Raw genomic sequence first — 26,958 nt, forward strand, 5'->3', positions numbered from 1 at the left:
GGCGTCAGTGTTCCAGGGAGAACCCCAGCACCACGCCCGCCTGCACCTCCACCATGCCCGGCACCAGATCGCGGACGCTTCCCGCCCCGAACACGCTGAGCCCCCAGGGCTCTCTGATCGTCTGCGTCGTCATGCGCGCATTGAAGCACCCGTGGCCGTCAACTCGCCGATGATTTCGGCCGCTTGGGACATCATCCCGGTCACCAGCTCCGCGCACGACGGCAGGTCGTCGATCAGGCCGGCGACCTGTCCGGAGGCCATGACGCCGAGATCCGTACGGCCGTCCACCATCGCCGACCTCAGCAGCATGGGCGTGTTGGCGGCGAGCAGGACCTGGCTCCAGGACAGTTCCTTGCCGTGCTTCATGGCGAGGCCGTCCCGCACCAGCTGCGGCCAGGTCAGACCGGAGAGCCTGCGGAAGGCCGCCGCCCGGCGGACCGCGTGCAGGAGTCTTCTCGTACGGCCGGAGTCCTCCAGTGCCCTCACCAGGTCCGTGCGCAGCATGCGGTGCGGGAGGCCGTCCACCGCCCGGGTGACCGTGACGTCGCGGACCGTCGCCGCCAGATAGCGGGCCTTCACCGCGTCCGGCACCGTCGAGTCCGAGGTCAGCAGGAACCGTGTCCCCATGGCCACCCCCGCCGCGCCGTAGGCCAGCGCCGCGACCAGGCCCCGTCCGTCGAAGAAGCCGCCCGCCGCCACCACCGGGATGTCCACCGCGTCCACCACCTGCGGCAGCAGCACGGTCGTCGCCACCTCACCGGTGTGCCCGCCGCCCTCCCCGCCCTGCACCACTACCGCGTCCGCGCCCCACGCCGCGACCTTCTCGGCGTGCCGGCGCGCCCCGACGGAGGGGATGACGACGACCCCGGCCTCCTTCAGCTCCGCGATCAGCTCCCGGGACGGCGCCAGCGCGAACGACGCGACCCGCACACCCTCCTCGACCATGATCCGCACCCGGTCCCCGGCGTCCGCCGCGTCGGCCCGCAGATTCACCCCGAACGGCGCGTCCGTACGGGATCTCACCTCACGGATCGCCTCCCGCAGCCCGTCCACGGTCATCGTCGCCGAGCCCAGCACACCCAGCGCCCCCGCGTTCGCCACCGCCGACACCAGACGTGGTCCGGCCACCCAGCCCATCCCGGTCTGCACGACCGGGTGCCGGACCCCGACCAGCCGGGTCAGCGCGGTCTCCGTCACGCCGGGACCTCCCGGAGCCGCAGGTTCCCCGGGTCGATCACCTGGCGGACGAGGTGCAGTTCGCCGCCGGTCGGCTCCCGCGTGTAGGGCACCTCGTCCGGGACCACGAGGTCGAACCCCGTCGCCTCCCGGACCTCCTCGACGCTCACCCCGGGATGCAGCGCGGCCAGCCGCATGCCGCGGTCGGGCGTGGCGAAGTCGAAGACGCCCAGGTCGGACACGACCCGGGGGATGCGGTGGTACCGGGCGCCCGCCGCATGGTCGTGGCCCACCCCGCACACCATGTCGACCTTCTCCACGAACACCCGCCGGGAGTGCTTCGGGATCCAGTAACTGGTGGGATTGTTCAGCGTGTTGACCGGCGCCCCGCGCACCCCGAGCAGCTGCCGTTTCGGCTGCGCCCAGTCGCCTATGCAGGAGATGTTCTGGTTGCCGAACCGGTCGATCTGGCTCGCGCCCATCATCACGTGCCGCCGGCCGCCCGTGACCATCTCCAGGTGCTTGCGGTACGGCAGCCAGCCCTCGGCGGTGCCGTCCGGGCGGACGATCGTCGCCTCGCCGTCGGTGAGCAGCAGGTCCGGCGCGAACGTGAGCCGGGCCAGCCGGGCGCCGACGGAGGGCACGGCGCCCATCGGGCTGGCCAGGATCTCGCCCGCGCCGCGCCAGGCCTCCGCGCAGGCCACGACGCAGTACTCGGCGCGGGTGACCTCGCTCATGACTCCTCCTCGACCGCTGCCAGATAGCCCGCCGCGAACTCCGGCCAGGGCGTGGTCGCGTACCGCTTCTGCCATGCCTCGTCGCGGCCGTAGTCGGGGGCGCAGGACGTGAAGTGCGCGCCGCCGGGGGCCTCCACCACCCCCGTCACCACATGCCGCTTGACCAGCAAGGTCTGCGGGGCCGCCTCCTTCGTCAACTCGGCCGTGTCGACGATCCGTTCACACGACACGTACGCGGTGTCCGCCGCCTCGCAGAACAGGTCGTCGAAGTACGGGTCCGGGCCCAGGTACTGCCCGTTGCCCAGCCGGTCCGCCCGGTTGACGTGCACCAGCGCCGCGTCCAGCCGCAGGGCGGGCATGGCGACGAACGTCTCCTGGTCGTCGTACGGCGAAGTCACCGTGCGCAGGCCGGGGTTGACCCGCATCACGTCCGAGCCCAGACCCGCCCGCACCGGCAGGAACGGCAGCCGGTTCGCGGCGGCGCGCAGCCCCCACATGAACATCGCCTCGTCGATCTCCGTCAGTTCGAGGGCGCCGCGCTCACGGGCCGCGCGGTAGTGCGGTTCGAGGGGGATCGAGTCCAGGGTGACGAAGGCGGCCACCAGCTTGCGGATCCGCCCCGCCGCCGCCAGCATGCCGACGTCCGGGCCGCCGTACGACACGACGGTGAGGTCGGTGATCTCCGACCGGAGCAGCGCCCGTACCAGGGCCATCGGCTTGCGGCGCGAGCCCCAGCCGCCGATGCCGAGGGTCATCCCGCTGCGCAGCCGGGAGACGGCCTCCTCGGCGGTCATCGTCTTGTCGGTCACCTACGCCCCCTCCTCCGCTTCTTTGTCTTCCTTGCCGAACCTGTCCCGCACCCGGTCGGCCACCCCGGCGACGCTCGCCTCGTAGGTGAAGCCCTGCTCGAAGCGGTAGCTGCGGCGCACGTCGACCGGGTCGATGCCGTTGATGGCCGCCTTGGCGAGCCGGAGCAGCTCTCCGTCCTTGGCGGCGATCTCGCGCGCCAGCTCCAGGGCGGCGGCGGTCAGTTCCTCCCGCGGCACCACCCGCCACACCGAGCCGTGCGCGTGCAGCTCCGCCGCCGTGACCGTGCGCGAGGTGAAATACAGGACGCGCATCAGATGCTGGGGGACCAGCCGGGCCAGATGGGTGGCCGCGCCGAGCGCGCCCCGGTCCAGCTCGGGCAGCCCGAACACGGCGTCCTCGCTCGCCACGATCGCGTCCGCGTTCCCCACGAGCCCGACGCCGCCGCCCAGACAGAAGCCCTGCACCGCCGCGACCACGGGCACCTCGCACTCGTACACCGCCGCGAACGCCTCGAAGCAGCCGCGGTTGGCGCCGGCCAGCGCGCTCTGCCCCCGCGCCTGGATCTCCTTGATGTCCACGCCCGCGTTGAAGCCCCGGCCCTCGGCGGTCAGCAGTACACACCGGGTCTCCGGGTCGCGGCCGGCCGCGCGCACCGCGTCGGCCAGCGCGAACCAGCCGCTCACCGGCAGCGCGTTGACCGGCGGAACGTCGACCGTGACGACCGCGATTCCTTTTTCCGGCCCCTTTTCCGGGGACGAGGTGGAGACACCCATGGAAGCATCAGCTACCTTTCCACCAAACGTTTGTTAGGTGAAAGGTAGCAGCGAATGGAGCTGGACGGGAAGGTCGCCGTCGTCACCGGCGGCACCCGGGGCGTGGGCGCCGGTATCGCGCGCTCCTTCGCGCGGGCGGGCGCCGAGGTCGTCGTCTGCGCCCGCAGACCACCGGAAGTCCCCCTGCCCAGAACCGAGTTCAGGGCACTGGACGTACGGGACGCCGACGCCGTACGGGAGTTCTTCGCCGGGCTGCCCCGGCTCGACGTACTCGTCAACAACGCCGGCGGCGCGCCGTACCGCCGACTCGCCGACGCGGAACCCGAGCGCCACGCGCGCGTGATCGAACTCAACCTGCTCGCCCCGCTCACCGTCTCCCTCGCCGCCCACGAGCACCTCAGACGCGCCGGAGGCTCCGTCGTGATGATCGGCAGCGTCAGCGGAAGCCGCCCCTCGCCCGGCTCGGCCGCCTACGGAGCCGCCAAGGCGGGCCTGGAGAACCTCGCCCGCTCGATGGCCGTGGAGTGGGCGCCCGAGGTACGGGTCAACACCCTCGTCGTCGGCATGGTCCACACCGAGCTGGCCCACCTCCACTACGGCGGCGCCGAGGGCGTCGAGGCCGTCTCGCGCACCGTCCCGCTCGGCCGCCTCGCCCAGCCCGCCGACGTGGGCGCGGCAGCCGTCTTCCTCGCCTCCGACGCGTCCGCGTACATCAGCGGGGCGAGCCTGCTCGTGCACGGGGGAGGGGAACGGCCCGCGTTCCTCGACGCCGCGACCGCCAACAAGGAGGCCTGAGATGACAGGAATCTGCGACGGCAGGGTAGTCGTCGTCACCGGCGCCGGACGCGGCCTCGGACGGGCACACGCGCTCGCCTTCGCGGCGGAGGGCGCCCGGCTCGTCGTCAACGACCTCGGCGTCGGACTCGACGGCACACCGGGACCCGACAGCCCCGCCGGACGCGTCGTGGCCGAGATCCGCGCGGCCGGCGGCGAGGCCGTCGCCCACGGCGGCGACATCGCCACCCCCGAGGGCGCCGCCTCCCTCGTCACCACCGCCCTGGACGCCTACGGCCGGCTCGACACCCTCGTCAACAACGCCGGCTTCCTGCGCGACCGCATGCTCGTCAACCTCGACGAGGACGACTGGGACGCCGTCGTACACGTCCACCTCAGGGGCCACTTCCTGCCGCTGAGGCACGCCGCCGCACACTGGCGGGCCGAGGCCAGGGCGGGCCGCACCCCGGTGGCCAGGATCGTCAACACCAGCAGCGGGGCCGGACTGCTCGGCTCGGTCGGACAGGGCAACTACAGCGCCGCCAAGGCCGGGATCGTCGCCCTGACGCTCGTCGCCGCCGCCGAACTCGCCCGCTACGGCGTCCAGGCCAACGCCATCGCACCCGCCGCCCGCACCCGGATGACCGAACGGACCTTCGCCGAGACCATGGCCGCCCCCGCCACCGGATTCGACGCCATGGCCCCGGACAACGTCTCGCCCCTCGTCGTCTGGCTCGGCTCCGCCGCGAGCGCCGGCGTCACCGGACGCGTCTTCGAGGCGGAGGCCGGCCGGATCACCGTCATGGAGGGCTGGCGCCCGGGCCCCACCGCCGACAAGGGCGCCCGCTGGAACCCGGCGGAAGCCGGGGAGGCCGTACGGAAACTGCTGGCGGAAGCAGAGGTTCCGGGGGCGGTGTACGGGGCTTAGATCAGCCTGTCGGGCGTTCGCGGCGGGTCATACGATGATCACCGACCGCAGACGAGCAGAGGGGGAGCGTGCCATGCGCCGCTTGCACAGGTTACGTACGGCAATCGCCGGAATCGGACTGGGAGCCGTGCTGATCGCGGGGGTCGTCACGGCGCCGGGGGCGTCGGCGGCGGGCACCTCCGCGGGCCTCGACCGGGAGGCCCTGCGGCAGTCGCTGGACGCCGTCCGCGACGCCGGGATGTACGGCACGTTCTCCGCCGTCCGGGACGGCGGATCACGGTGGGCGGGCGCCTCCGGAGTCGCCGACGTGCACACGGGCCGGCCGGTGACGGCGGACATGGAGCACCGGGTCGGCAGCGTCACCAAGGCGTTCACCTCGACCGCCGTCCTGCAACTGGTCGGCAAGAGGCGGATCGCGCTCGACGCCCCGGTCGCCGACTACGTCCCCGACCTCGTCCCCGGCGAACGCGGCCGGGCCATCACCGTACGGATGCTGCTCAACCACACCAGCGGCATCGGCGACTACGTCCTCGCCGCGTTCCCCTCGCTGCCGCACAACTCCCCGGCGAGCCTGGACGACAACCGCTTCCGCCGCTTCACCCCCGGGCAGCTGATCCGTTTCGGCCTCGACGCGACCGCCACCGGCAGCCCCGGCCAGACGCCCGGACACTACTCGAACACCAACTACGTCATCGCCGGCGAGATCCTGCGCCGCGTCACCGGCCAGGACCCCGAACGCTGGATCACCGACCACGTGATCCGCCCGGCCGGCCTGCGCCACACCTACTTCCCGACCACACCCCGCATCCAGGGCCCGCACTCCAAGATGTACGAGTCCCTGTACGGCCTCATCGACCCGCCCCGCGACTACAGCGTCTACGACATGTCCTGGGCCGGCACCGCCGGGGCGCTGATCTCGACCATGGACGACCTGAACCGCTTCTACCGCGCCCTCCTCGGCGGCCGGCTCGTCGGACCGGCCGAACTCTCCGAGATGCAGCGCACGGTAAACATGGACGGCATCGACTACGGCCTCGGCATCTACACCCTGGACATCCCCGGGTGCGGACGGTTCTGGGGCCACGACGGCTCGGTGTTCGGCGCGGGCACCGTCGTCCTGTCCAGCGCCGACGGCACCCGGCAGGTCGCGGCCGCGCTCAACCGGCAGAAGTACCAGGAGCCCACCGACGACGGCACGGCCGTGGAACCCCACGCCATCGACTACGCCTTCAACGACTACCTGGTGGGCGCGCTGTGCCCCGCACAGTCACCCGGCCTCGCCCCGGCCACCCTGCCACGAGCCGAGCCCACGCTCCTGCCCTGACCCCTACGTGTCGCACTCCAGCACCGACCGGCACAGTGCGCACCGGGCACGCACCCGGCCCTTCACCGGCACCCGGATCCGCTGGTGACAGGTCGGACACGGGAACGTCACCCGCAAAGGACCCTCCGGGCCGGGGGCGAACGCGTACGGGGAGTCCGAGGGCGCCGCGGCCGGGCGGTGGTCCTGGGCGTGCCGCCGGTCGCGCGCGTACCGGCGGCGCCCCGCCCAGCCGGCCGCCGTCAGCGGCGGCTGCCGCCCGTCGTGCCGGGCCCGCTCCAGACCCCGTACGTACGCCGTGTACGCCTGCGGACTGGTGAACCACGGCGACGGATCCTCACCGAACACCAGCGACCGCTTCGCCAGCACGTACCCGAACTCCTCCGGCGTCAGATACCCCAGCTTCTGCGAGGACGCCGCGTCCTCCCGATAGGCGTCGAGCAGCAGCCAGCCCGCCCCCAGATACGTCGTCGCCGTGTCCGTCAGGATCTCGTTGTCCCGCGTCCCCGGGAACGACAGGTCCATACGGTGCAGATAGACATGCATGATCTCGTGCGCCAGGGCAGCGCCGATGTCCCGTCGATGCGTACGGAACCGGTCGTTCAGCTCCACGAAGTACTCCGGGCCCGCCGTCAGCTCCACATTCGCCGCATGCTCCATCTCCCGGAACGCCACCACCATCCGGGCGTCCGGCAGCCGGAAGTGCCGCACCAGCTCCCGCGCCACCCGCTGCGCCCCCAGATGCAGATCGTCCCCGTCGCAGAACGCCACGTCGGCCGGCGGCACACTGCCCGCGAACTGGTGGATGGTGTCGTACGACAACCGTCTGTACAGGGCCGTCACAGCGGCCCGCACCGTCTCCAGATGCGGGTATCCGTGCTCGACCGGTCCGCCGCCTGCCACGCAGCACCCCCAAGACGCCGTGCACCCCAGTACGCCCGGTTCACTACACCCGGTACCACTGTACGAGGACACCGCGCACTAGGGTGATCGCCCATGACCACCAGCAACACCCCCGGCACCGGCGACGTCGACCCGGCCGTCCGCGAGGAGCTCGCCCGGCTGCGGGACAGCATCGACAACATCGACGCAGCGGTCGTGCACATGCTCGCCGAACGCTTCAAGGCCACCCAGCAGGTCGGCCACCTCAAGGCCCGCCACCAACTGCCCGCCGCCGACCCGGCCCGCGAGGCCCGCCAGATCGCCCGGCTGCGCACCCTCGCCGAGAACGCCAAACTCGACCCCGCGTTCGCCGAGAAATTCCTGAACTTCATCATCGGCGAGGTCATCCGCCACCACGAACGCATCGCGGAGGACGCCGGCCGCAACGCCGTCCGCTGACCCGCCCGGCGGGCCGCGGCGGCTCCGGCGCACAGGAGGAGCACAGGCAGGACATACACCGCGTACCGACTCGCCCCTGTGCCCGGCCTGCGGTATCGGGCAGCATGTCACGCATGTCCGTACTGACGCGCGACGAAGCGCAAAGCCGTGCCCAGCTCCTCGACGTCCACCGCTACACCATCGAGCTCGACCTGACCACCGGCGAGGAGACCTTCCTCTCCCACACCGCCATCAGGTTCACCGCCCGCACCGATGGGGACACCTTCGTCGAGCTCAAGCCCGCCGAACTGCGCTCCGCCACCCTCGACGGACACCCCCTCGACCCCGCCGGCCTCACCGACAACCGCCTCGCCCTGAAGGACCTCCGCGCGGGCGAACACGAACTCCGCCTCGACGCCCGCATGCGCTACTCCCGCACCGGCGAGGGCATGCACCGCTTCACCGACCCCAGCGACGGCGAAACCTACCTCTACACCCAGCTGTTCATGGACGACGTCCAACGCGTCTTCGCCGCCTTCGACCAGCCCGACCTCAAAGCCGTCTTCGAGCTGACCGTGAAGGCCCCCGAAGCCTGGACCGTCCTCGCCAACGGCATCACCGAACACCTCGGCGAAGGCCGCTGGCAGGCCGCCCCCACCCCCCTCATCTCCACCTACCTCGTCGCCGTCGCCGCCGGCCCCTGGCACACCGTGCGCACCGAACACCGCGGCCTGCCCTTCGGCATCCACTGCCGCCGCTCCCTCGCCCCCCACCTCGACGCCGACGCCGACGAACTCCTCGACATCACCCGCGCGTGCTTCGACCGCTACCACGAGAAGTTCGAGGAGCCCTACCCCTTCGACTCCTACGACCAGGCCTTCGTCCCCGAATTCAACGCCGGCGCCATGGAGAACCCCGGACTCGTCACCTTCCGCGACGAGTTCGTCTACCGCTCCGCCGTCACCGACACCGAACGCCAGACCCGCGCCATGGTCATCGCCCACGAAATGGCCCACATGTGGTTCGGCGACCTCGTCACCCTGCGCTGGTGGGACGACATCTGGCTCAACGAGTCCTTCGCCGAGTACATGGGCTACCAGACCCTCACCGAAGCCACCCGCTTCACCGACACCTGGACCGACTTCGGCGTCGTCCGCAAGGCCTGGGGCTACGACGCCGACCAGCGCCCCTCCACCCACCCCGTCGCCCCCGAAGCCGTCCCCGACACCGCCTCCGCCCTCCTCAACTTCGACGGCATCTCCTACGCCAAGGGCGCCTCCGCCCTCCGCCAACTCGTCACCTGGCTCGGCGAGAAGGACTTCCTCGCCGGCATCAACACCCACTTCGCCCGGCACCGGTTCGCCAACGCCACCCTCGCCGACTTCATCGACTCCCTCGCCACCACCACCGAACGCGACGTCCACGCCTGGGCCGACACCTGGCTGCGCACCACCGGCGTCGACACCCTCACCCCCACCCTCGCCGGCGCAAACGGCCACCACACCCTCACCGTCGAACGCACCGGCAGCCGCCCCCACCGCATCGCCGTCGGCCTCTACGACCACAACCCGGCCGACGACGCCCGCGGCCTCGTCCTGCGCGAACGCCTCCACCTCGACATCCCGCAGAACGAACCCCTGCCCATCGGCAAACGCCCCGCCCTGCTCCTCCTCAACGACCACGACCTCACCTACGCCAAGATCCGCTTCGACGACCGCTCCTTCCAGGGCGTCACCGACGGCCTCTCGGGCCTCCCCGCCCCGCTCACCCGCGCCGTCGTCTGGAACGCCCTGCGCGACGCCGTCCGCGACGGCCAACTCGCCCCCACCGCCTACCTCGACACCGCCCGCACCCACCTCCCGCACGAAACCGACCTCGCCCTCGTCCAGGGCGTCCTCGCCTTCGCCGGAACCCAGGTCGCCGACCGCTACGTCACCCCCCAACAGCGCCCCGCCGCCCTCGCCACCCTCACCTCCCTCTGCCGCGACCTCATCCGCCGCACCGAGGACGGCGACCGGCCCAGCCTGCGCCTCATCGCCGTACGCCACTTCATCCGCGTCGCCGCCCAGCCCGACACCATCGCCGCCTGGCTCGCCGACGGCACCGTCCCCGGCGGCCCCGAACTCGACCCCGACCTGCGCTGGCGCGTCCTCGCCCGGCTCGCCGTCCTCGGCGCCACCGACGAGACCGCCATCGCCGCCGAACTCGCCCGCGACCCCTCCGCCACCGGCCGCGAGGGCGCCGCCCGCTGCCGCGCCGCCCTGCCCGACCCCGAGGCCAAGCGCGCCGCCTGGGCCGCCATGTTCGACAGCGACGACCTCTCCAACTACCTGTTCACCGCCACCGCCCAGGGCTTCTGGCAGCCCGAACAGGCCGACCTGGTACGCGAGTACGTCCCCCGCTACTACCAGGACGCCGTCGCCGTCGCCGCCCGCCGCGGCCCCGCCATCGCCCTCGCCGCAGGCCAGTTCGGCTTCCCCGCCGACGCCGTCGACCCCGAGACCCTCCGCCTCGGCGAGACCTGCCTGAACGACGCCGACCCCGCCCCGTCCCTCCGCCGCAAACTCACCGACCAACTCGACGACCTGACCCGCGCCCTGAACGTCCGCTCCGCACACGGCGCATAACCACGGCCCGCCGCGATCGGTACCCACTTTCGGGTACCGATCGCCGCTCTCACCGGGCGTGTCCTCACCACCGCGTACAAGCTGGAACCCCCAGCCATGCGCGGCCCGCCCGGAGGACTTCATGAGCACCCCGCCGCTCGCCTCAGGACCCCAAGGCGCCGACGCGCTGCGGTCGTTGCTCCCCGTCGTCCTCGACGCGCTCGACACCGGCACACGCGCGCGTGGCGGCCCGCTCCCCGCCGGCGGCCCCGAAGCGGTCGCCGCCCGGCTGCGCGACGCGATCGGGGACGTACTGCCCGACGACGGCGAACCCGACTCCCTGGCCGCCCTCGTCCACGCCCTCGCCGCAGGCTCCGCAGACCCCGCCGACCCCCTCTGCGCCGCCCATCTCCACTGCCCGCCCCTCGCCGTGGCCACCGCCGCCGACCTCGCGGTCTCCGCCCTCAACCCCTCCCTGGACTCCTGGGACCAGGCCCCGGCCGCCTCGGAACTGGAAACACTCGTCACGGGCGCCATCGCACGACTCGCCGGGCTCACCGACGCCCTCGTCACCACCGGCGGCACCGAAGCCAACCAACTCGCCCTCCTCCTCGCCCGGGAAGCACACGGCGGAAGCGTCCGGCTCGTCTGCGGCGCCAACGCACACCACTCCCTCACCCGCGCCGCCTGGCTGCTCGGACTGCCCCAACCCGTCATCGTCCCCACCCCCACCGGCCGCCTCGACCCCGCCACCCTCACCGCCGCCCTCCCCGACGGCCCCACCCTCGTCGCCGCCACCGCCGGCACCACCGACGCCGGCCTCATCGACCCCCTCCCCGACATCGCCGCCCTGTGCCGAGACCGCGGCGCCCGCCTCCACATCGACGCCGCCTACGGAGGCGGCCTCCTCTTCAGCGACCGGCACCGCAACAAACTCACCGGCCTCGACGCCGCCCACACCGTCACCCTCGACCTGCACAAACTCGGCTGGCAACCCGTCGCCGCCGGACTCCTCGCCGTCCGCGACCCCGCCGACCTCCGCGCACTCCACCAACACGCCGACTACCTCAACGCCGACGACGACACCGACGCCGGCCTCCCCGACCTCCTCGGCCGCTCCCTGCGCACCACCCGCCGCCCCGACGTCCTCAAAATCGCCGTCACCCTCAAAACCCTCGGCAGACACGGCCTCGGCGCCCTCGTCGACCAGGTCTGCCAACGCGCACGGGAACTCGCCGCACTCATCACCGACCACCCCCACCTCGAACTCCACTCCCCGCCCACCATCAGCACCGTCCTCTTCCGCCCCACCCACGCCACCGACAAGACCGTCGCCGAGATACGCCGCCGCCTCCTCACCGACGGCCGCGCCGTCCTCGGCCGCGCCCGCCTCGACGGCCGCCTCTGGCTCAAGGCCACCCTCCTCAACCCCCACACCAGCCCCCACGACCTGGCCGCCCTCCTGAAAACACTGGAAGGGCACCAGGAAGCGCACACAAAAGGACACCCCCGCACATGAAACCCCAAGACCCCGACACCCCCCGCGACCTCGTCGGCATCGGCATCGGCCCCAGCAACCTCTCCCTCGCCGCCCTCGCCCACCCCCTCGCCGAACTCGACACCGTCTTCTACGAACAACGCCCCCACTTCGACTGGCACCCCGGCCTCCTCATCGACGGCGCCCGCGTCCAGGTCCCCTTCCTCGCCGACCTCGTCACCCTCGCCGACCCCACCAGCCCCTGGACCTTCCTCAACTACCTCAGAACCCGCGACCGCCTCTACCCCTTCTACTTCGCCGAGCAGTTCCACACCCACCGCGCCGAATACGACGCCTACTGCCGCTGGGTGGCCGACAACCTCCCCGGACTCCACTTCCACCACCAGGTCGACGCCGTCCGCTGGAACCCCGAACGCGACATCTTCGAAGTCGACTTCACCCAACTCGACACCGACGGAGAAGCCGAAGCCCTCGGACGCACCTACACCAGGAACGTCATCCTCGGCATCGGCACCGAACCCCACATCCCCGACCCCCTGCGCCCCCTCGTCGACACCCCCGGCGTCCCCGTCGTCCACGCCACCGACTACCTCACCCACCGCGACACCCTCCTCACCGCCGGACACATCACCGTCGTCGGATCCGGACAGTCAGGCGCCGAGATCTTCCTCGACCTCCTCCGAAGCCGCCCCACCGGCCGCGAACAACTCCACTGGATCGGCCGCACCCCCACCTTCGCCCCCATGGAGTACTCCAAACTCGGCCTCGAACACTTCACCCCCGACTACACCCGCTACTTCCACGCCCTCCCCGAACCCACCCGCGACCGCCTCGTCACCACACACTGGCAACTCCACAAAGGCATCGACGCCGGCACCCTCGCCGCCATCCACGACGAGCTCTACCGCCGCACCCTCCACGGCGGCTGGCCCGACGCCGTCCTCACCCCCGGCGTCCGCGTCCGCACCGCCGGCCGCATCGCCACCACCAGAATCGAACTCCACCTCGAACACACCGAACAGAACACCCGCTCCCGCCTCACCACCGACGCCGTCGTCCTCGCCACCGGCCACCGCGAACGCAACCTCGACCTCATCCTCGCCGGACTCGACCCCTACCTCCGCCGCGACAGCGCCGAACGCCCCCGCGTCGACGAACACTTCCGCCTCCTCCTCGACCCCTCCGTCACCGCCACCGGCTGCCACGCCTACGTCCAGAACGCCGAACGCCACACCCACGGCGTCGGCGCCCCCGACCTCGGCCTCGCCGCCCACCGCAGCGCCACCATCCTCAACACCCTCACCGGCAAGGAGAACTACCCCCTCCCCACCCGCACCGCCTTCACCACCTTCGGCCTCGAACCCACCCCACCCCGCCAGACCACCCACAGCACCACCATCGGCACCCAACGGGGAACCTTCGTACGCCTCAAAGACTGACCCGCCCGGACTGACCGTACGATGATCAGAGACGGTGACGAGAGAGGCCGAGGCCAACACATGGACCGCGAACTGACCATCGCGACAGAACTCGCCGCATGGGCCTCCGAACAGATCCGCCGCCCACGCGCCACCCACGACGACAGCGACATACGCCAGAAAGCCGGCCCCGCCGACATCGTCACCGCCACCGACGAAGCCGTCGAAACCCACGTCCGCGCCGTCCTACGCCGCGAATTCCCCGAATACGGCATCGAAGGCGAGGAACACGGCGTCCACCACGGCACACCCGGCGCCCCCCACTGGCTCATCGACCCCGTCGACGGCACCACCAACTACGCCCACGGCATCGGCTGGTGCTCCTTCTCCCTCGGCCTCGCCACCCCACAGGGCGCACCCCTGCTCGGCATCGTCGCCGACCCCTGGCGCCACGAGATCTACACCGCCACCAAAGGCGGCGGCGCCCACCTCAACGGCCACCCCATCCACGCCGCCACCCACACCACCCTCACCGGCCACACCTTCCTCACCGAATGGGCCGCCCACGCCCACTGGCCCGGCATGGACGACCTCCTGCGAGAACTCGCCGCCCGCCACTGCACCGTCCGGGTCATGGGCTCCACAGCCCTCTCCCTGGCCCAGGTCGCCGCCGGCCGCGCCACCGCAGCCGCCATCGGCGAATTCCACCCCGTCGACGGCCTGCCACCCCTGCTCATCGCAACGGAGGCGGGAGCCCTCGCCATCCCCGAACTCCCGCCCTACGACACCCCGCTGCTCCTCGTCGCCCCAGGCGCGGCAGCCGAGGCCACCGCCCTCTGGGAACGCACCGTGGTGCGCTAGAACACCGGCGTACCGTTCCGCGTCAGCCTCCAGTCCACCGACGCGAAGTCCGCCGGGTCCAGCACACCCTTCGCCGTCACCCACTCCGCGATCCGCGTCCGGATCTCCGTCGACTCCGACCACACCTCGGTCGCCGACGCCACAAACGGGAACGCGCCACCACCGTTCGCACGGTAGTTGTTCACCGCGAACACGAACTGCTGAGCATCGTCCAGCGCAGCGCCGTTGTACGTCAGATTCCTGATCCGCGACCCCGCCGCCTGCGCGACGTCGATCTCGTACGACAACCCCGACACATAGTCGTAGTTGTAGTCCGGCCGGTTGTTCGCATTCGTCAGCTTCTCCACGTCCACCACCGCGTCCACCGCCGTCTGCACGAAGTACTCCGCCGAATACTCCAGATACGCCTTCACCTGCGCACCCGTCAGCAACTTCGCCACCAGCGTGTTGTCGTACACATACAGACCCGACAGATCCCGGATCGTCACCTCACCCGCCGGAATCTCCGACGTGCGCGAGAACGGCGACGCCTGCGAGATCACCGGCAGCGAGGCATACGACGTACCCACCAGGGCCGCCTTCACCACGTCCTCCTGCACCCTCGTGATCAGATCGATGATCGGCGCGTCCTTGTACCGCGCGTCCACCGTCGTCAGCGTCTCGGTCGCCGTACCGACCACCTGATTGACGTACTCCACGACCTTCGCGTGCTCATCACCCAACAGCTTCGTGATCTTCGGATCGTCGGCCACCGTGTTCGAGTTCAACACCTTCGACGACACCGACTCGACAGACCACCGCCCCCGCTCCAGCACCAACTCGATGTCGAACAGCGACAACCGCTCCGCATACGCCAGCGGCTCCGACAACACCACCGTCTTCCCGGTCTTCGTGTTCGTGACCTTCAGCTCCGGAATCTCCACATGCGCATGCCCCACCAGAATCGCGTCGATCCCCGGCACCTGCTGCGCCACCAACGCCGCCGAGTTCTCCACATACGGCAACTGATCACCGTACGACGACGTCCCCGACGACCCCGAATGCGCCGACACCACCACCACATCCGCACCCATCGACCTCAGCTTCGGCACCCACTTCGCCGCCTGCTCCTCAAGCCCCGGGAACGCCAGCTTCCCCTGCACATACGCCTTGTCCCAGATCGCGATACCAGGATTGGTCAGACCGAGAACGGCGACCCTGACCGGCGGCGCACCCTTCACACAGAACGTCTTCATCACATACGGAGGAAACGCCGGCTTGAGCGTCTTGGCATCCACCGCGTTCGCGCCAAGCAGCGGAAAACGCAACTGCGACTCGAACTTCCGCAACGTCTCGATGCCGTAGTTGAACTCGTGGTTGCCCAGCGCCGCCGCGTCATACCCGATCGCGTTCATCGCCTGCGCCATCGGATGCACCGGACCACCCTTGGCAGTGATCGGATCCACCTTCGCGTAGTAATACGTCAGCGGAGTGCCCTGGATCGTGTCGCCCGCATCCAGCAGCAGCGTGTTCGCGCGCCCCTTCTCCGCCCGCACCTGGTTCACCAGCGTCGAGATCCGCGCCAGCCCCTGCGCGTTGCCCGCCGTGTCCCTGTACTCCGCGTTCTTGAAGTAATCCCAGTTGAAGACATGACCATGCAGATCCGTCGTCCCCATCACCGTCAGCGAGTACCGCTTCGGCTGCTTGGCGGGCTTCCCCGGCTTCTTCGCCTCGGTGGCCTGCGCCGCCGGAGCCGCAGCCGCACCCGCGATCGCCACCCCCGCCCCGGTCACGGCGGACTTCTTCAGGAACTTCCGGCGGTTCAACGGCATGTCTCGGGCTCCTAGGGGAATGGTCAACGACGCGCGTAGACAAACGCGCGTAGATTCTGACCCGCGCATGACCGACCGCAACAGGTCGCGAAGGTTTCGATCTGATGACCAGAACGCTCAACTCCGGCCCGGGAAACGGGAAACGCATGACAAGGTGGGGCGTATGACCTCCCCGCAGATCCAGCCGTACGGCACCCCCGACACCCCCCTCCTCGCGGTCCGCGGCGAGGCCGAACTCGAAACCGACCCCGACCTCGCCCGCATCGGCATCACCGTCACCGCCCGAGGCAAGGACCGCCGCACCACCCTCGACGACCTCACCCGCCGCAACGCCACCGTCGTCGAACTCGTGAAGTCCTACGGCGACGCCGTCGAGGACCTGTCGACAGGCGTGCTGTCCATCACCCCCGAACTCGGCCAGCACGGCCGGGGCGAACGCGTCCGCGCCTACCAGGGCAGCGTCCACCTCACCGCCGAGCTCACGGACTTCACCGCCCTCGGAGAACTCACCACCCGACTGGCCGACCTGGACCTGACCAGAGTCGACGGCCCCTGGTGGGCCCTGCGCACCGAGTCACCCGTCTACCGCCAAGCACGTCAGCGGGCGGTACGGGACGCCGTGCAACGCGCCAAGGAGTACGCGGAAGCCCTGGGCACGACGGTCGCCGCCCTGACCGAACTGGCCGACACCGGCACCGGCTCGGCCGCCGGGCAGCCCCGACGCGGCTTCGGCCGCCGTATGCGCCGCATGTCGGCAGCCGCCGAGGAGATCGAATCCGCACCCGAGCCCCTGGACCTCGAACCGCAGCGGATGCGGGTACAGGCGGAGGTACGCGCGCAATTCACGATGGTCCCACCGGCCCTGTGAATTCACCCGTATACGAAATGCTCATAAGAGCGGCACCCCGCACACTTAAACACTTGTCAACTACCTTTCACGCAAAGGTTGTTGGACAGTCATGCTCCCCCAATTCGCTACCGACCGGTAAGTCATAGGCTCGACACATGCGCCGAGCAAAAATCGTCTGCACCCTGGGCCCCGCCACCGACTCCTACGACCAGATCAAAGCCCTGGTCGACGCCGGAATGGACGTCGCCCGCCTCAACCTCAGCCACGGCACCCACGCCGAACACGAGGAGCGCTACCACCGCGTCCGCAAGGCCTCCGACGAAACCGGCCGCAGCGTCGGCATCCTCGCCGACCTTCAAGGCCCGAAGATCCGCCTCGGCCACTTCGCGGAAGGCCCCGTACTCCTTGAACGCGACGACACCTTCACGATCACGGTCGAGGAGGGCGTCGCGGGCGACCGCGCCCGCTGCGGCACCACATACGCCGGCCTGGCGACGGACGTCCGTACGGGCGAACGCATCCTCGTCGACGACGGCAAGGTCTGCCTCGAGGTCACCTCGGTCGACGGCCCCCGCGTCCACACCCGAGTGGTGGAAGGGGGCATCATCTCCGACCACAAGGGACTGAACCTCCCCGGTGTGGCGGTCTCGGTCCCGGCCCTCTCCGACAAGGACGAAGCCGACCTGCGCTGGGCGCTCCGCACCGGCGCCGACGTCATCGCCCTCTCCTTCGTCCGCAGCGGCAAGGACATCGAAGACGTCCACCGCATCATGGACGAGGAGGGGCGACGCCTCCCCGTCATCGCCAAGGTGGAGAAACCCCAGGCGGTCGAGGCCATCGACGACATCGTTGCCGCGTTCGACGGCATCATGGTCGCGCGGGGCGACCTCGGCGTCGAGATGCCACTGGAACAGGTCCCGATCGTCCAGAAGCGAGCGATCAAACTGGCGAAGCGCAACGCCAAGCCGGTCATCGTCGCCACCCAGATGCTCGACTCCATGATCGAGAACGCCCGCCCGACGCGCGCCGAGGCCTCCGACGTCGCCAACGCCGTCATCGACGGCACGGACGCGGTGATGCTGTCCGGGGAGACGAGCGTCGGCAAGCACGCGATCGACGTGGTCCGCACGATGTCGAAGATCGTCGAGGCGGCCGAGGAAGACATCCTGGCCAAGGGCCTCCCGCCCCTGACCGAAGCCAACAAGCCCCGCACCCAGGGCGGCGCGATGGCCCGCGCGGCAGCCGAAATCGGTGACTTCCTCGGCGCCAAGTTCCTGGTCGCCTTCACCCAGAGCGGCGACACAGCCCGCCGCCTGTCCCGCTACCGCAGCCCGATCCCCCTCCTGGCCTTCACCCCGGAACCGGCAACCCGCTCCCAGCTGAACCTCACGTGGGGCGCGGAGACGTTCCTGGGCCCGCACGTGGACTCCACGGACGCGATGGTCGACCAGGTGGACGAGCTGCTGCTGAAGTACGGACGGTGCGAGAAGGGGGACGTGGTGGTGATCACGGCCGGCTCGCCTCCGGGGGTGTCGGGCTCCACGAACCTGGTCCGAGTCCACCATGTGGGCGAGGACGACAGCCCGAAGTAGGGCGAGTCAGTGTTTGGGGCCGACGTGGGCGTCGAGTAGAGCGACGGAGGCCTTCTTGGCGACGGAGATGTTCTTGGCATTCGCCTGCTTCCATTCGACGCCCACGCTGTCGAGGGTCTTGGTGAAGAGACGGATGATGTCGCTCGACACGTTGGTGAAGAAGTAGCGGGGATACTCGTAGCGCTTCGGCTTGCCGGCGACAAGACGGGTCGTCCAATTGGTGAGGCGGCATCCGTCAGAGTGGATGAGGCCCCGGATGAAGTCCCAGGGGTGAGTGTCGACGATGTCCTGCTGCCAGGGTTCGAGGGCGATTTGGCGTTCATGCTTCTTGCCCGGGCCGTGCTGAGGAAAGAGACAGGGCCAGTGCTTGCTGGAGCTGGTCACTGCCACGTAGCCCACGTTCTGTACCCGGCAAACAGAGTTGTCTGGGTGTACGGCGCGAATTGCGGCCTCGCAGGCGTCGATGAGACCGGGCCATGCGTCGGCGCACGCGATGCGGAGGAAGTGGACACCCCTTCGGTGCTCGCTGATCCATCCATCACCGAGATAGAGGCCGAGTAGATAGGCGTAGGCGGCATCGTCGAGCGGGCGGCCATCACACCGGGGGCATTTCGGGGGTTGCTTTCCGGGACACGCTCCGCGTTTCGCCCGGTCTTCGTGGAGCCACTTGCCGATCGTGCCCGCTGGGATGTTGAGACGCCGGGCGACATCCGCGTTGCGTACACCGCCATGCAGCAGGGTGAGGGCCTTCTGCCGTACCTCAGTTCCATGAACAGCCATGCGGCAACTCTGTGTCACTGGTCGTGGCCGTGTGCAGCAAAAAGCGGAGGTTCACGAGAATGTGAGCCTCCGCTTTTTGAATGTGCCCGGTGTGGGATTCGAACCCACATGCCCGAAGGCACGGTGGTTTGAGCACCGCGAGTCTGACCAGATTCCTCCAACCGGGCAGGTCGTGGAACTCTCGGAAGTGTACCGGGTGACCGCGTGATGCTGCAGCTAGGTAGGCTCTAGGGGAGCAGCACCTGCCCGGCCCGTAACAAGGAGCCCCCGTGACCGCCCCCGAGTCGCCACAGCCCGTAGACGCGCCCGACGACGACAAGTCGCACGTGCCTCCGCTGACGACCCGTGTCGTCATCGCCGAGGACGAGGCCCTGATCCGGCTCGATCTCAAAGAGATGCTGGAGGAGGAGGGCTACAGCGTCGTCGGCGAGGCCGGTGACGGCGAGCAGGCGATCGAGCTTGCCCGCGAGCACCAGCCTGACCTGGTGATTCTCGATGTGAAGATGCCGAAGCTCGATGGGATCTCCGCCGCCGAGAAGATCGCGGAAGAGCGCATCGCCCCGGTGTTGATGCTCACCGCGTTCTCGCAGCGGGATCTGGTCGAGCGGGCCAGGGATGCCGGTGCGATGGCGTATCTCGTGAAGCCGTTCAGCAAGAGCGATGTCGTGCCGGCGATCGAGATGGCCGTCAGCCGCTTCAATGAGCTGAAGGAGTTGGAGAAGGAGGTCGCCGACCTCACGCTCCGGCTGGAGACGCGGAAGCTGGTCGACCGGGCGAAGTCCATCCTCCAGACGGAGTACGGGCTGACGGAGCCGGCCGCGTTCCGGTGGATCCAGAAGACGTCGATGGACCGGCGGATGTCGATGCAGCAGGTCGCCGAGGCCGTCATCCTGGACGCCGAGGAGAAGAAGGCCAACAAGGGGTAGAACCCCGTACGGCACAGACGACGAGGCCCGCGCCCGGAGAAGAAGGGGCGCGGGCCTCGTCGTAGCTGATGCTGCTTAGTCCTCGCCGAGGTAGGCCTTGCGGACGGACTCGTCGTGGAGGAGGTCCTGTCCGCTGCCGGAGAGGACGATCTTGCCGATTTCCATGACGTGGCCGTGGTCCGCGAGAGACAGGGCGGCCTGGGCGTTCTGCTCGATGAGCAGGATGGTGATGCCCTGGGACTTGAGTTCGGCGATGGTCGCCATGATCTTCTGCATCATGATGGGGGAGAGGCCCATGGAGGGCTCGTCCAGCATGAGGAGCTTGGGCTGGGACATGAGGGCGCGGCCCATCGCCAGCATCTGCTGCTCGCCGCCGGAGAGGGTGCCCGCAGCCTGCTTTCGGCGTTCGCCCAGGATGGGGAAGAGGTCGTAGGCGCGCTGGATGTCCTTCTCGATGCCCGCTTTGTCGCTGCGGAGGAAGGCGCCGAGGCGGAGGTTGTCCTCGATGGTCATGCGGGGGAAGATGTGCCGCCCCTCGGGGGAGTGGGCGAGTCCGAGGGAGACGATGTCGTGGGCGGCGGTCTTCTTGAGCGACTTGCCGTTGAACTTGATCTGCCCGCCGACGGGCTTCAACAGGCCCGAGAGGGTACGCAGAGTCGTCGTCTTGCCGGCGCCGTTGGTGCCGATGAGGGTGACGACTTCGCCGGCCTCGACCTTGAAGGAGATGCCTTTGACGGCCTCGATCTTGCCGTAGGCGACCCGGAGGTCCTCGACTTCGAGCAGTGCGGTCATCGGTCGTTCTCCTTGCCGGGCGCGGCGTCGGTCGGGGCCCCGGCGTTCGCCTCCGCGGCCTCGACTTCGGCGGCCTCCGCGGAACCGGGGGCACCCTCGAAGGGTTCGCCGAGGTAGGCGGCGACGACGCGTTCGTCGCCCTGGACGGTGGCGCTGTCGCCTTCGACGAGCTTCTCGCCCTGGACGAGGACGGCGACGCGGTCGCAGAGGTTGAAGATGAAGCGCATGTCGTGCTCGATGACGAGGACGGCGATGCCCTGGTCGCGGATGGCGAAGACGAGTTCCTCGGTGGTGCGGGTCTCCTGGGGGTTCATGCCGGCGGTCGGCTCGTCCAGGAGGAGCAGGCCGGGTTCGCTGGCCAGGGCTCGGGCGATCTCGAGCTTGCGCTGCTCACCGTAGGGGAGGTTGCGCGCGAGGTGGTCGGCCTTGCTGTCGAGTCCGACGAACTCGAGGAGTTCCATGGCGCGTTCGCGGGAGGCGGCCTCTGCCTTGTGGAAGGCGGGGAGGCGCAGGACGGCGGACCAGAAGCCTTCTTTGGTGCGGGTGTGGCGGCCGACGAGGACGTTTTCCAGGACGGTCATGTTGGCGAAGAGCCGGATGTTCTGGAAGGTGCGGGCGATGCCGGCGGCGGTGACCTTGAAGGATTTGGGCGGCAGGACGTTGCCTTTGTAGCGGACCTCTCCCTCGGTGGGGATGTAGAGGCCGGTGAGGCAGTTGAAGAAGGTGGTCTTGCCGGCGCCGTTGGGGCCGATGAGGCCGACGATCTCGCCGCTGTTGACGTGGAGGTCGACGTTGCGGACGGCGGTGAGGCCACCGAAGCGCATGGTGACGCCTGTTGCGTCGAGGACGCGCTCTCCGGCGGGGGCGACCTTGGTGGTGGTGTCGGTGGTCATGGTGGTCAGGCCCCTGCCTTGGTGAGGACGGTGGGCGCTTCCGCCTCTTCGTGGAACTCGAGCTGGCGGCGGCGGTTGGGGATCATGCCTTCGGGGCGGAAGCGCATCAGCAGGATGAGCGCGACGCCGAAGGCGAACAGCTGGTAGTCGCCCAGGAACTGGAGTTTGTTGGGGATGAGGAAGAGCAGTGAGGCGCCGATGAGGGGGCCGCCGATGGTGCCCATGCCGCCGAGGACGACCGCGGCGAGGAGGAAGGCGGAGTTGGGCGGGATGGGGCCGGCGAAGAGGTACTGCTCGGGGGTGACCGTGTAGGTGACGTGGGACTGCACGGTGCCGGCGAGGCCGGCGAGTGAGGCGCCGACGGCGAAGGCGATGAGTTTGACGCGGAAGCCGTTGATGCCCATGGCGAGGGCGGCGGTCTCGTCTTCGCGGATGGCGACCCAGGCGCGGCCGATGCGGGAGTCGCCGCTGCGTCGGAAGACGAGTACGACGACGGCGGTGATGATCAGCATCAGGAAGAAGTAGTTGGCGAAGCGGCCGATGTCGACGCCGAGGATGTTGTGGACGACTCCGAAGTCGAACCCGAGGATGTCGAGGTTCGGGATGGAGGAGATGCCGTTGGAGCCGTTGGTGATGTCGGGGCCTGAGGTGCCGTCGAGGTTGTTGGCGGTGATTCGGAAGATCTCTCCGAAGCCGAGGGTGACGATGGCGAGGTAGTCGCCGCGCAGTCGCAGGGTGGGGGCGCCGATGAGGACGCCGAAGACGAGCGAGGCGGCGGCGCCGACGAGTGCGGCGGCCCAGAAGGGGAAGTGCACGTCGAAGGGTGAGCTGGGGGAGCCGGAGACCATGGCGGCGGCGTAGGCGCCGACGCCGAGGAAGGCGACGTAGCCGAGGTCGAGGAGGCCGGCGAGGCCGACGACGATGTTCAGGCCGAGGGCGACGGTGGCGAAGATGAGGATGTAGACGCCGAGGGTCGCGTACTGGTCGTCGGTCTGGGTGAAGGGGAAGGCGGCTGCGGCGACGAAGGCGCCGCAGATGGTGATGTTCTGGTGTCGGGCGGTGATCTGGCTGGCTTGTGCGACGAGGCCGGCCTTGTTGAGGGCGGCGAAGCCGAAGCCGGCGGTGATCAGGAAGCCGACGAAGAGTTCGTCGTACTCGGTGCCGATGCCGTAGGTGAAGACGGTGAGGCCGAGGGCGAGGACGGCGACGATGATGAGGATTTCGGCGTAGGCGGGGAGCTGGCCGACGGGGCGGGGCGTGCTGGAGGTGAAGGCGGCCTTGGTGGTTTCCCACTTGTGGGCTGCCTTGTGCCTGGTGTGCTCCCACGAGGTGTCGTCGGGGTCGATCGGGTCGGGCGCGGGGTGTTCGAAGGGCAGGGAGAGTGCGCCGAGGAAGGCGGCGAGGCTGCCGATCGCGACGACGTAGGCGCCGGGTTCGAGGTTGACGACGCCGCCGAGGTCGGCGCTGATCGCGATGACCGTGTACCAGCTGGTGGCGAAGGTGGCGAGGGCGGCGAACTTGATGGCGCCGTCGGGGCCGGCGGGGGTGAGCCAGCCGAGGCCCTTGATGCCGTAGGAGGCGAGGCAGAAGAGGGTGGTGAGGGCGCCGCCGATGAGGACGAGGACCTGGAGGCCGCCGGGGTAGCCGTAGACGGTGAGGTCGCCGGGGAAGGCGGAGGTCCAGGTCCAGGCGAGGAAGGTGGAGATGATGGTGAGGACGGCGCCGCCGGTGGCGAGGGCGCGGCCGAGGTGTGGCGGGATGGCGATGAGGCCGGCCTGGGTGGTGGGGGTCTTGCCAGGGGTCTCGGGTGCGCTGGTCTGTGTCGTCATCGGTGTCACGCCCTGTCCGCGACGCGCTCGCCGAGCAGGCCCTGGGGCCGGAACAGCAGCACGAGGATGAGGAGTACGAAGGCCCAGACGTCGGCCCAGGCGTTGCTGCCGAACTTGTCCATTCCGGGGATGTCGGCGATGTAGGCGGTGGCGAGGGTTTCGGCGACGCCGAGGACGACGCCGCCGATCATGGCGCCGTAGATGTTGCCGATTCCGCCGAGGACGGCTGCGGTGAAGGCCTTGAGGCCGAGGAGGAAGCCCATGGTGAAGCTGATCTGGCCGTATTTGAGGCCGTAGGCGACGGCTCCGACGGCGGCGAAGGTGGCGCCGAGGGCGAAGGCGATCACGATGATGCGGTCGGTGTTGACGCCCATGAGCTTGGCGGTGTCGGGGTCCTGGGCGGTGGCCTGCATGCCGCGTCCGGTGCGGGTCTTCATGACGAAGTAGCCGAGGACGGCCATGCTGATGGGGGCGGCGATGAGCAGGAAGACGTCACCGGTCTGGATGGTGACGTCGCCGAGTGTGAAGGGGCCGCCGTCGATCTGGGGGAAGACGCGCGCGGACTTGGCCTCGGGGTACCAGGCCCAGACGGCCTGCTGGAGGGCGAGGGAGAGTCCGATGGCGGTGATGAGCGGGGCGAGGCGTGGTGCGGTTCGGAGGGGACGGTAGGCGAACCGTTCCGCTCCCACGGCGATGGTGACGGAGACCAGGACGGCGCCGACCAGCATGAGTGGCAGGGCGATGGCCATGGAGGTGCCGTCGGGCAGTATGTACACGTAGACCGTGAGAGCGCCGAACGCTCCGGTCATGAAGATCTCGCCGTGGGCGAAGTTGATGAGCTGGACGATGCCATAGACCATTGTGTAACCGATGGCGACCAGGCCGTACATGGATCCCAGTAGCAGGCCGTTGACCAGCTGCTGCGGCAGTTCGTTCACCGCATGTCCTCCGAGACGGTTCGGATGTTTCGACGGGGGCCGGATGTGAGTCCGCGCGGGGCGCCAGTGGAACAGCGCCCCGCGCGGCTCAGAGAGTGGTGCGGGAGGGTCAGCTGGCCGAGTAGGTGCCGGACTTGACGGCTGCCCAGGCACCGTCCTTGACGGCGTAGACGGTGAGCTGCTTGTTGGTGGCGTCGCCGTACTCGTCGAAGGAGACCTTGCCGGTCACACCGTCGAAGGAGACGTTCTGGGTGGCGGCGGTGATCTTCGCGCGGGCGTCGTCGGGGAGCTTGCCGTCGTTGTCCTCGACGACCTTCTTGACGGCCTCGATGATGGCCCAGGCGGAGTCGTAGGAGTAGCCGCCGTACGCGCCGTAGGCCTCCTTGTAGCCGCCGGCCTTGTAGTTGGCGACGAACTCCTTGGCGGAGTCGAGGGTCTCGACCGGGGCGCCGACGGAGGTGGCGAGGTCGCCGGTGGCGTCGGTGCCGGCGAGCTTGATGAAGTCCTCGGCGTAGATGCCGTCGCCGCCGATGAGCGGGATCTTGGCGCCGGCGGCCTTGATCTGCTTGCTGAGCGGGCCGGCCTGCGGGTACTCGCCGCCGTAGTAGACGGCTTCGGCGCCGGAGTTCTTCACCTCGGTGGCGACGGCGGAGAAGTCCTTGGAGTCCGGGTTGATGTGCTGGGTGCCGACGACGGTGCCGCCGAGCTTCTTGTACTCCTCGGTGAAGGTGCCCGCGAGGCCGGCGCCGTAGGTCTTCTTGTCGTCGATGACGAAGACCTTCTTCTTCTTGGCGTCGTTGTAGACGTACTGCGCGGCGAAGGGGCCCTGGATGGCGTCCGTGGTCGCGGTGCGGAAGTACGACTTGTACGTGCGCTTCTTGGAGGTCTGCCAGTCGGTGCCCTGGGTGAGCGCCGGGTTGGTGTTGGCCGGGGAGACCTCGACCAGGCCGGCGTCGTCGAAGACCTTCTGCATCGACTCGGCGACGGAGGAGTTCAGCGGGCCGACCACGCCGAGGACGCTCTTGTCGGCGACCAGGGAGACGGCGTTCTGCTGGCCGGAGGAGGGCTGCGCCTGGTCGTCCTTGGAGACGACCTTGAAGGTGATGCCGTCGACGTACTTCTCCTTGTTCGCCGTTTTGGCGGCGAGGTCGACGGAGTTCTTGATGCCGAGGCCCAGTGCGGACAGGTCGCCGGTGAGCGGGGCGTCCACGCCGATGGTGACGGTGGTGCCGCCGCTGTCGGAGCCCTTGTCGTCACTGTCGCGCGAACCGCAGGCGGTGAGAGTGAGCGCTCCGGCGGACAGCGCGGCGGTGATGGCGATGAGCGAACGTTGACGCACGTTCCAGTCCTTTCCGTGGGCGGCCCTCCCCCCTGGAAGGGGCCGAGTACTGCGCTGGGCCGAGGAGTTGTCCAATTCAGCCGCGCGGTCACTGGGCGTGACTCTAGGCGCGTGGAGGTTACGGGGAGGAGGGTCTGGCCGATGATGTGACGCTCTTGTTATGACACGAGGTTATGCAGAGCGGTACTTGGTGGGTGGAACGGTCGAATTCAGGCCGATTCGCCCTGTCCGCATGCTGAGAACGCGCAGGACGAAGCGTGGTCGGTTCAGGCGTCTCGGGCGTTTTGGTGATTACGTGAAATCGTTGCTACAGGCGACCTGCAGGGCCTGGGAGAGGTCGTGCGCATAGCGTGAACCGAGGATGAAACTCTGCACCTGTATTGCGCGTGCATTACGTAGAGTTACGTCCAGGAAAGGGAGCCCGGCATTCTCCGGCACTTTCCCGCAATCCGTCACCTGCATGGTGACGACGATCGTGTGGGCCGATCCCGCCCTGGTCCGGAACGGAGGGCGCGGGTCCGCGGTCAGCGAGAGCCCCGCGTAGGGCTGGCTCACCCGGGTCACCGTGACCGGGGGGCCGGTCTCCACGCCGAACAGCACCTCGAAGGCGAACGTCCGTGGCCCGGTGCCGGGCGGCACGGTGTGTCCGCCGAGATAGGCGACGTCGACGGCCTGGGCGGGGAACGGCGGTTCGGGGGTGTCAGGTTGGCGGGGCTGGGGTCGGGTCGCGTAGAGGTAGGTGCCGCCCGCGAGGACGAGCACGGCGGTGAGGGCGGCGAGTGTGGCGCGTCGGTGGGCGCGGTAGAGACGCGTGAGCCGGCGGCCGTGTGCCGGGGGCAGGGACGGGTTCGGCGCCGGGGTGATCTCGGGGGCGGCGGTGTCCCACGCGCTGGTGCCCTCGCCGGGCTCGACCGGGCCGACGCCGCTCACCGTCGACGGCCCTTCACTGCCAGGGGCCTTCGCCGGGGCCGCCCGGGCGGTACCGG

The 26,958-nt window shown here is 69.6% G+C and carries 25 protein-coding genes and 1 tRNA gene; 11 read left to right on the plus strand and 15 right to left on the minus strand.

What is annotated here, in order from left to right:
- Positions 1 to 4: 4 nt before the first annotated feature.
- Genes ACFPIH_RS06140 through ACFPIH_RS06160 form a run of 5 tightly spaced genes read right to left on the minus strand, consistent with a single transcriptional unit; the run spans position 5 to position 3,496 of the window.
- Positions 5 to 133 carry a hypothetical protein gene (locus ACFPIH_RS06140; RefSeq protein ID WP_381175218.1) on the minus strand — a complete coding sequence of 43 codons (129 nt, stop codon included), beginning with the start codon at positions 131 to 133 and terminating at the stop codon, positions 5 to 7.
- The gene (locus ACFPIH_RS06145) at positions 130 to 1,197 is read right to left on the minus strand and encodes an NAD(P)H-dependent flavin oxidoreductase (RefSeq protein WP_381175216.1); all 1,068 of its coding nucleotides are present in this window, start codon (positions 1,195 to 1,197) and stop codon (positions 130 to 132) included. Before ACFPIH_RS06145 ends, ACFPIH_RS06140 begins: the two co-directional genes overlap by 4 nt.
- A complete protein-coding gene (locus ACFPIH_RS06150) occupies positions 1,194 to 1,913 on the minus strand; it encodes a CoA-transferase subunit beta (protein ID WP_381175214.1) in 720 nt (239 codons plus the stop codon). The genes ACFPIH_RS06145 and ACFPIH_RS06150 overlap by 4 nt, the downstream gene beginning before the upstream one ends.
- The gene (locus ACFPIH_RS06155; protein ID WP_381175212.1) at positions 1,910 to 2,722 is read right to left on the minus strand and encodes a CoA transferase subunit A; all 813 of its coding nucleotides are present in this window, start codon (positions 2,720 to 2,722) and stop codon (positions 1,910 to 1,912) included. Before ACFPIH_RS06155 ends, ACFPIH_RS06150 begins: the two co-directional genes overlap by 4 nt.
- Complete coding sequence (locus tag ACFPIH_RS06160) at positions 2,723 to 3,496, minus strand: enoyl-CoA hydratase family protein (RefSeq protein WP_381175210.1); 774 nt, start codon at positions 3,494 to 3,496, stop codon at positions 2,723 to 2,725.
- 54 nt (positions 3,497 to 3,550) lie between these two features.
- Between ACFPIH_RS06160 and ACFPIH_RS06165 the strand changes: the two genes are divergently transcribed.
- The 3 genes from ACFPIH_RS06165 (at position 3,551) to ACFPIH_RS06175 (ending at position 6,522) form a co-directional block, all read left to right on the plus strand.
- Positions 3,551 to 4,291, plus strand: coding sequence for an SDR family oxidoreductase (locus tag ACFPIH_RS06165; protein ID WP_381175208.1), 741 nt, complete (start codon positions 3,551 to 3,553; stop codon positions 4,289 to 4,291).
- A 1-nt stretch (position 4,292) separates the two neighbouring features.
- Complete coding sequence (locus ACFPIH_RS06170) at positions 4,293 to 5,198, plus strand: SDR family oxidoreductase (RefSeq protein ID WP_381175206.1); 906 nt, start codon at positions 4,293 to 4,295, stop codon at positions 5,196 to 5,198.
- 73 nt (positions 5,199 to 5,271) lie between these two features.
- The gene (locus tag ACFPIH_RS06175) at positions 5,272 to 6,522 is read left to right on the plus strand and encodes a serine hydrolase domain-containing protein (RefSeq protein WP_381175204.1); all 1,251 of its coding nucleotides are present in this window, start codon (positions 5,272 to 5,274) and stop codon (positions 6,520 to 6,522) included.
- A gap of 3 nt (positions 6,523 to 6,525) precedes the next feature.
- Here ACFPIH_RS06175 and ACFPIH_RS06180 read toward each other — a convergent pair whose 3' ends face one another.
- The gene (locus tag ACFPIH_RS06180; protein ID WP_381175202.1) at positions 6,526 to 7,422 is read right to left on the minus strand and encodes a hypothetical protein; all 897 of its coding nucleotides are present in this window, start codon (positions 7,420 to 7,422) and stop codon (positions 6,526 to 6,528) included.
- Positions 7,423 to 7,515: 93 nt separating this feature from the next.
- Here ACFPIH_RS06180 and ACFPIH_RS06185 point away from each other — a divergent pair, with 93 nt between their 5' ends.
- From ACFPIH_RS06185 to ACFPIH_RS06205, 5 genes are all read left to right on the plus strand, one after another.
- Complete coding sequence (locus tag ACFPIH_RS06185) at positions 7,516 to 7,860, plus strand: chorismate mutase (RefSeq protein WP_381175200.1); 345 nt, start codon at positions 7,516 to 7,518, stop codon at positions 7,858 to 7,860.
- A gap of 113 nt (positions 7,861 to 7,973) precedes the next feature.
- Positions 7,974 to 10,466, plus strand: a complete 2,493-nt coding sequence (pepN, locus tag ACFPIH_RS06190) for an aminopeptidase N (protein WP_381175198.1) — start codon at positions 7,974 to 7,976, stop codon at positions 10,464 to 10,466.
- 121 nt (positions 10,467 to 10,587) lie between these two features.
- Complete coding sequence (locus tag ACFPIH_RS06195; RefSeq protein ID WP_381175196.1) at positions 10,588 to 11,964, plus strand: pyridoxal phosphate-dependent decarboxylase family protein; 1,377 nt, start codon at positions 10,588 to 10,590, stop codon at positions 11,962 to 11,964.
- Positions 11,961 to 13,382, plus strand: coding sequence for a lysine N(6)-hydroxylase/L-ornithine N(5)-oxygenase family protein (locus ACFPIH_RS06200; protein ID WP_381175194.1), 1,422 nt, complete (start codon positions 11,961 to 11,963; stop codon positions 13,380 to 13,382). Before ACFPIH_RS06195 ends, ACFPIH_RS06200 begins: the two co-directional genes overlap by 4 nt.
- 60 nt (positions 13,383 to 13,442) lie before the next feature.
- On the plus strand, positions 13,443 to 14,222 hold the full coding sequence (locus ACFPIH_RS06205; protein ID WP_381175192.1) for an inositol monophosphatase family protein: 780 nt from the start codon (positions 13,443 to 13,445) through the stop codon (positions 14,220 to 14,222).
- On the opposite strand, the gene ACFPIH_RS06210 is transcribed toward ACFPIH_RS06205, so the two are convergent.
- The gene (locus ACFPIH_RS06210; RefSeq protein ID WP_381175190.1) at positions 14,219 to 16,033 is read right to left on the minus strand and encodes a bifunctional metallophosphatase/5'-nucleotidase; all 1,815 of its coding nucleotides are present in this window, start codon (positions 16,031 to 16,033) and stop codon (positions 14,219 to 14,221) included. The genes ACFPIH_RS06205 and ACFPIH_RS06210 overlap by 4 nt on opposite strands.
- 163 nt (positions 16,034 to 16,196) lie before the next feature.
- On the opposite strand from ACFPIH_RS06210, the gene ACFPIH_RS06215 reads away from it, so the two are divergent.
- Both ACFPIH_RS06215 and pyk read left to right on the plus strand, forming a co-directional pair.
- Positions 16,197 to 16,901: an SIMPL domain-containing protein gene (locus ACFPIH_RS06215; RefSeq protein ID WP_381175188.1), complete on the plus strand. Its 705-nt coding sequence runs from the start codon at positions 16,197 to 16,199 to the stop codon at positions 16,899 to 16,901.
- A 137-nt stretch (positions 16,902 to 17,038) separates the two neighbouring features.
- On the plus strand, positions 17,039 to 18,475 hold the full coding sequence (pyk, locus tag ACFPIH_RS06220) for a pyruvate kinase (protein ID WP_381175186.1): 1,437 nt from the start codon (positions 17,039 to 17,041) through the stop codon (positions 18,473 to 18,475).
- 6 nt (positions 18,476 to 18,481) lie between these two features.
- On the opposite strand, the gene ACFPIH_RS06225 is transcribed toward pyk, so the two are convergent.
- Positions 18,482 to 19,255, minus strand: coding sequence for a helix-turn-helix domain-containing protein (locus ACFPIH_RS06225; RefSeq protein WP_381175184.1), 774 nt, complete (start codon positions 19,253 to 19,255; stop codon positions 18,482 to 18,484).
- An 83-nt stretch (positions 19,256 to 19,338) separates the two neighbouring features.
- A tRNA-Leu gene (locus ACFPIH_RS06230) sits at positions 19,339 to 19,422 on the minus strand.
- A 102-nt stretch (positions 19,423 to 19,524) separates the two neighbouring features.
- Here ACFPIH_RS06230 and ACFPIH_RS06235 point away from each other — a divergent pair.
- Complete coding sequence (locus ACFPIH_RS06235; RefSeq protein ID WP_381175182.1) at positions 19,525 to 20,181, plus strand: ANTAR domain-containing response regulator; 657 nt, start codon at positions 19,525 to 19,527, stop codon at positions 20,179 to 20,181.
- A 75-nt stretch (positions 20,182 to 20,256) separates the two neighbouring features.
- Here ACFPIH_RS06235 and ACFPIH_RS06240 read toward each other — a convergent pair whose 3' ends face one another.
- The 6 genes from ACFPIH_RS06240 to ACFPIH_RS06265 form a co-directional block, all read right to left on the minus strand.
- The gene (locus ACFPIH_RS06240; protein ID WP_381175179.1) at positions 20,257 to 20,973 is read right to left on the minus strand and encodes an ABC transporter ATP-binding protein; all 717 of its coding nucleotides are present in this window, start codon (positions 20,971 to 20,973) and stop codon (positions 20,257 to 20,259) included.
- Positions 20,970 to 21,866, minus strand: coding sequence for an ABC transporter ATP-binding protein (locus tag ACFPIH_RS06245; RefSeq protein WP_381175177.1), 897 nt, complete (start codon positions 21,864 to 21,866; stop codon positions 20,970 to 20,972). The genes ACFPIH_RS06240 and ACFPIH_RS06245 overlap by 4 nt, the downstream gene beginning before the upstream one ends.
- A 5-nt stretch (positions 21,867 to 21,871) precedes the next feature.
- Positions 21,872 to 23,695 (minus strand): branched-chain amino acid ABC transporter permease, encoded by a 1,824-nt coding sequence (locus ACFPIH_RS06250; protein WP_381175175.1) that lies wholly within the window; start codon positions 23,693 to 23,695, stop codon positions 21,872 to 21,874.
- A 5-nt stretch (positions 23,696 to 23,700) separates the two neighbouring features.
- Positions 23,701 to 24,633, minus strand: a complete 933-nt coding sequence (locus tag ACFPIH_RS06255; protein ID WP_381175173.1) for a branched-chain amino acid ABC transporter permease — start codon at positions 24,631 to 24,633, stop codon at positions 23,701 to 23,703.
- A 109-nt stretch (positions 24,634 to 24,742) separates the two neighbouring features.
- Positions 24,743 to 25,972, minus strand: a complete 1,230-nt coding sequence (locus ACFPIH_RS06260) for a branched-chain amino acid ABC transporter substrate-binding protein (RefSeq protein WP_381175171.1) — start codon at positions 25,970 to 25,972, stop codon at positions 24,743 to 24,745.
- 291 nt (positions 25,973 to 26,263) lie between these two features.
- A complete protein-coding gene (locus ACFPIH_RS06265; protein ID WP_381175169.1) occupies positions 26,264 to 26,902 on the minus strand; it encodes a Tat pathway signal sequence domain protein in 639 nt (212 codons plus the stop codon).
- Positions 26,903 to 26,958: the final 56 nt, after the last annotated feature.

The sequence above is a fragment of the Streptomyces vulcanius genome (genome assembly GCF_042653945.1).
Lineage (GTDB): Bacteria > Actinomycetota > Actinomycetes > Streptomycetales > Streptomycetaceae > Streptomyces > Streptomyces mangrovi.

Excerpts from the sequence above, each read along its gene's own strand:
- ACFPIH_RS06240 (WP_381175179.1), bottom strand. The coding sequence starts at position 20,973 with ATGACCGCACTGCTCGAAGTCGAGGACCTCCGGGTCGCCTACGGCAAG.
- ACFPIH_RS06200 (WP_381175194.1), top strand. The coding sequence starts at position 11,961 with ATGAAACCCCAAGACCCCGACACCCCCCGCGACCTCGTCGGCATCGGC.
- ACFPIH_RS06170 (WP_381175206.1), top strand. The coding sequence starts at position 4,293 with ATGACAGGAATCTGCGACGGCAGGGTAGTCGTCGTCACCGGCGCCGGA.
- pepN (WP_381175198.1), top strand. The coding sequence starts at position 7,974 with ATGTCCGTACTGACGCGCGACGAAGCGCAAAGCCGTGCCCAGCTCCTC.
- ACFPIH_RS06245 (WP_381175177.1), bottom strand. The coding sequence starts at position 21,866 with ATGACCACCGACACCACCACCAAGGTCGCCCCCGCCGGAGAGCGCGTC.
- ACFPIH_RS06175 (WP_381175204.1), top strand. The coding sequence starts at position 5,272 with ATGCGCCGCTTGCACAGGTTACGTACGGCAATCGCCGGAATCGGACTG.
- ACFPIH_RS06185 (WP_381175200.1), top strand. The coding sequence starts at position 7,516 with ATGACCACCAGCAACACCCCCGGCACCGGCGACGTCGACCCGGCCGTC.
- ACFPIH_RS06205 (WP_381175192.1), top strand. The coding sequence starts at position 13,443 with ATGGACCGCGAACTGACCATCGCGACAGAACTCGCCGCATGGGCCTCC.
- ACFPIH_RS06210 (WP_381175190.1), bottom strand. The coding sequence starts at position 16,033 with ATGCCGTTGAACCGCCGGAAGTTCCTGAAGAAGTCCGCCGTGACCGGG.
- ACFPIH_RS06140 (WP_381175218.1), bottom strand. The coding sequence starts at position 133 with ATGACGACGCAGACGATCAGAGAGCCCTGGGGGCTCAGCGTGTTCGGG.
- ACFPIH_RS06160 (WP_381175210.1), bottom strand. The coding sequence starts at position 3,496 with ATGGGTGTCTCCACCTCGTCCCCGGAAAAGGGGCCGGAAAAAGGAATC.
- ACFPIH_RS06195 (WP_381175196.1), top strand. The coding sequence starts at position 10,588 with ATGAGCACCCCGCCGCTCGCCTCAGGACCCCAAGGCGCCGACGCGCTG.
- ACFPIH_RS06250 (WP_381175175.1), bottom strand. The coding sequence starts at position 23,695 with ATGACGACACAGACCAGCGCACCCGAGACCCCTGGCAAGACCCCCACC.
- pyk (WP_381175186.1), top strand. The coding sequence starts at position 17,039 with ATGCGCCGAGCAAAAATCGTCTGCACCCTGGGCCCCGCCACCGACTCC.
- ACFPIH_RS06225 (WP_381175184.1), bottom strand. The coding sequence starts at position 19,255 with ATGGCTGTTCATGGAACTGAGGTACGGCAGAAGGCCCTCACCCTGCTG.
- ACFPIH_RS06165 (WP_381175208.1), top strand. The coding sequence starts at position 3,551 with ATGGAGCTGGACGGGAAGGTCGCCGTCGTCACCGGCGGCACCCGGGGC.
- ACFPIH_RS06215 (WP_381175188.1), top strand. The coding sequence starts at position 16,197 with ATGACCTCCCCGCAGATCCAGCCGTACGGCACCCCCGACACCCCCCTC.
- ACFPIH_RS06150 (WP_381175214.1), bottom strand. The coding sequence starts at position 1,913 with ATGAGCGAGGTCACCCGCGCCGAGTACTGCGTCGTGGCCTGCGCGGAG.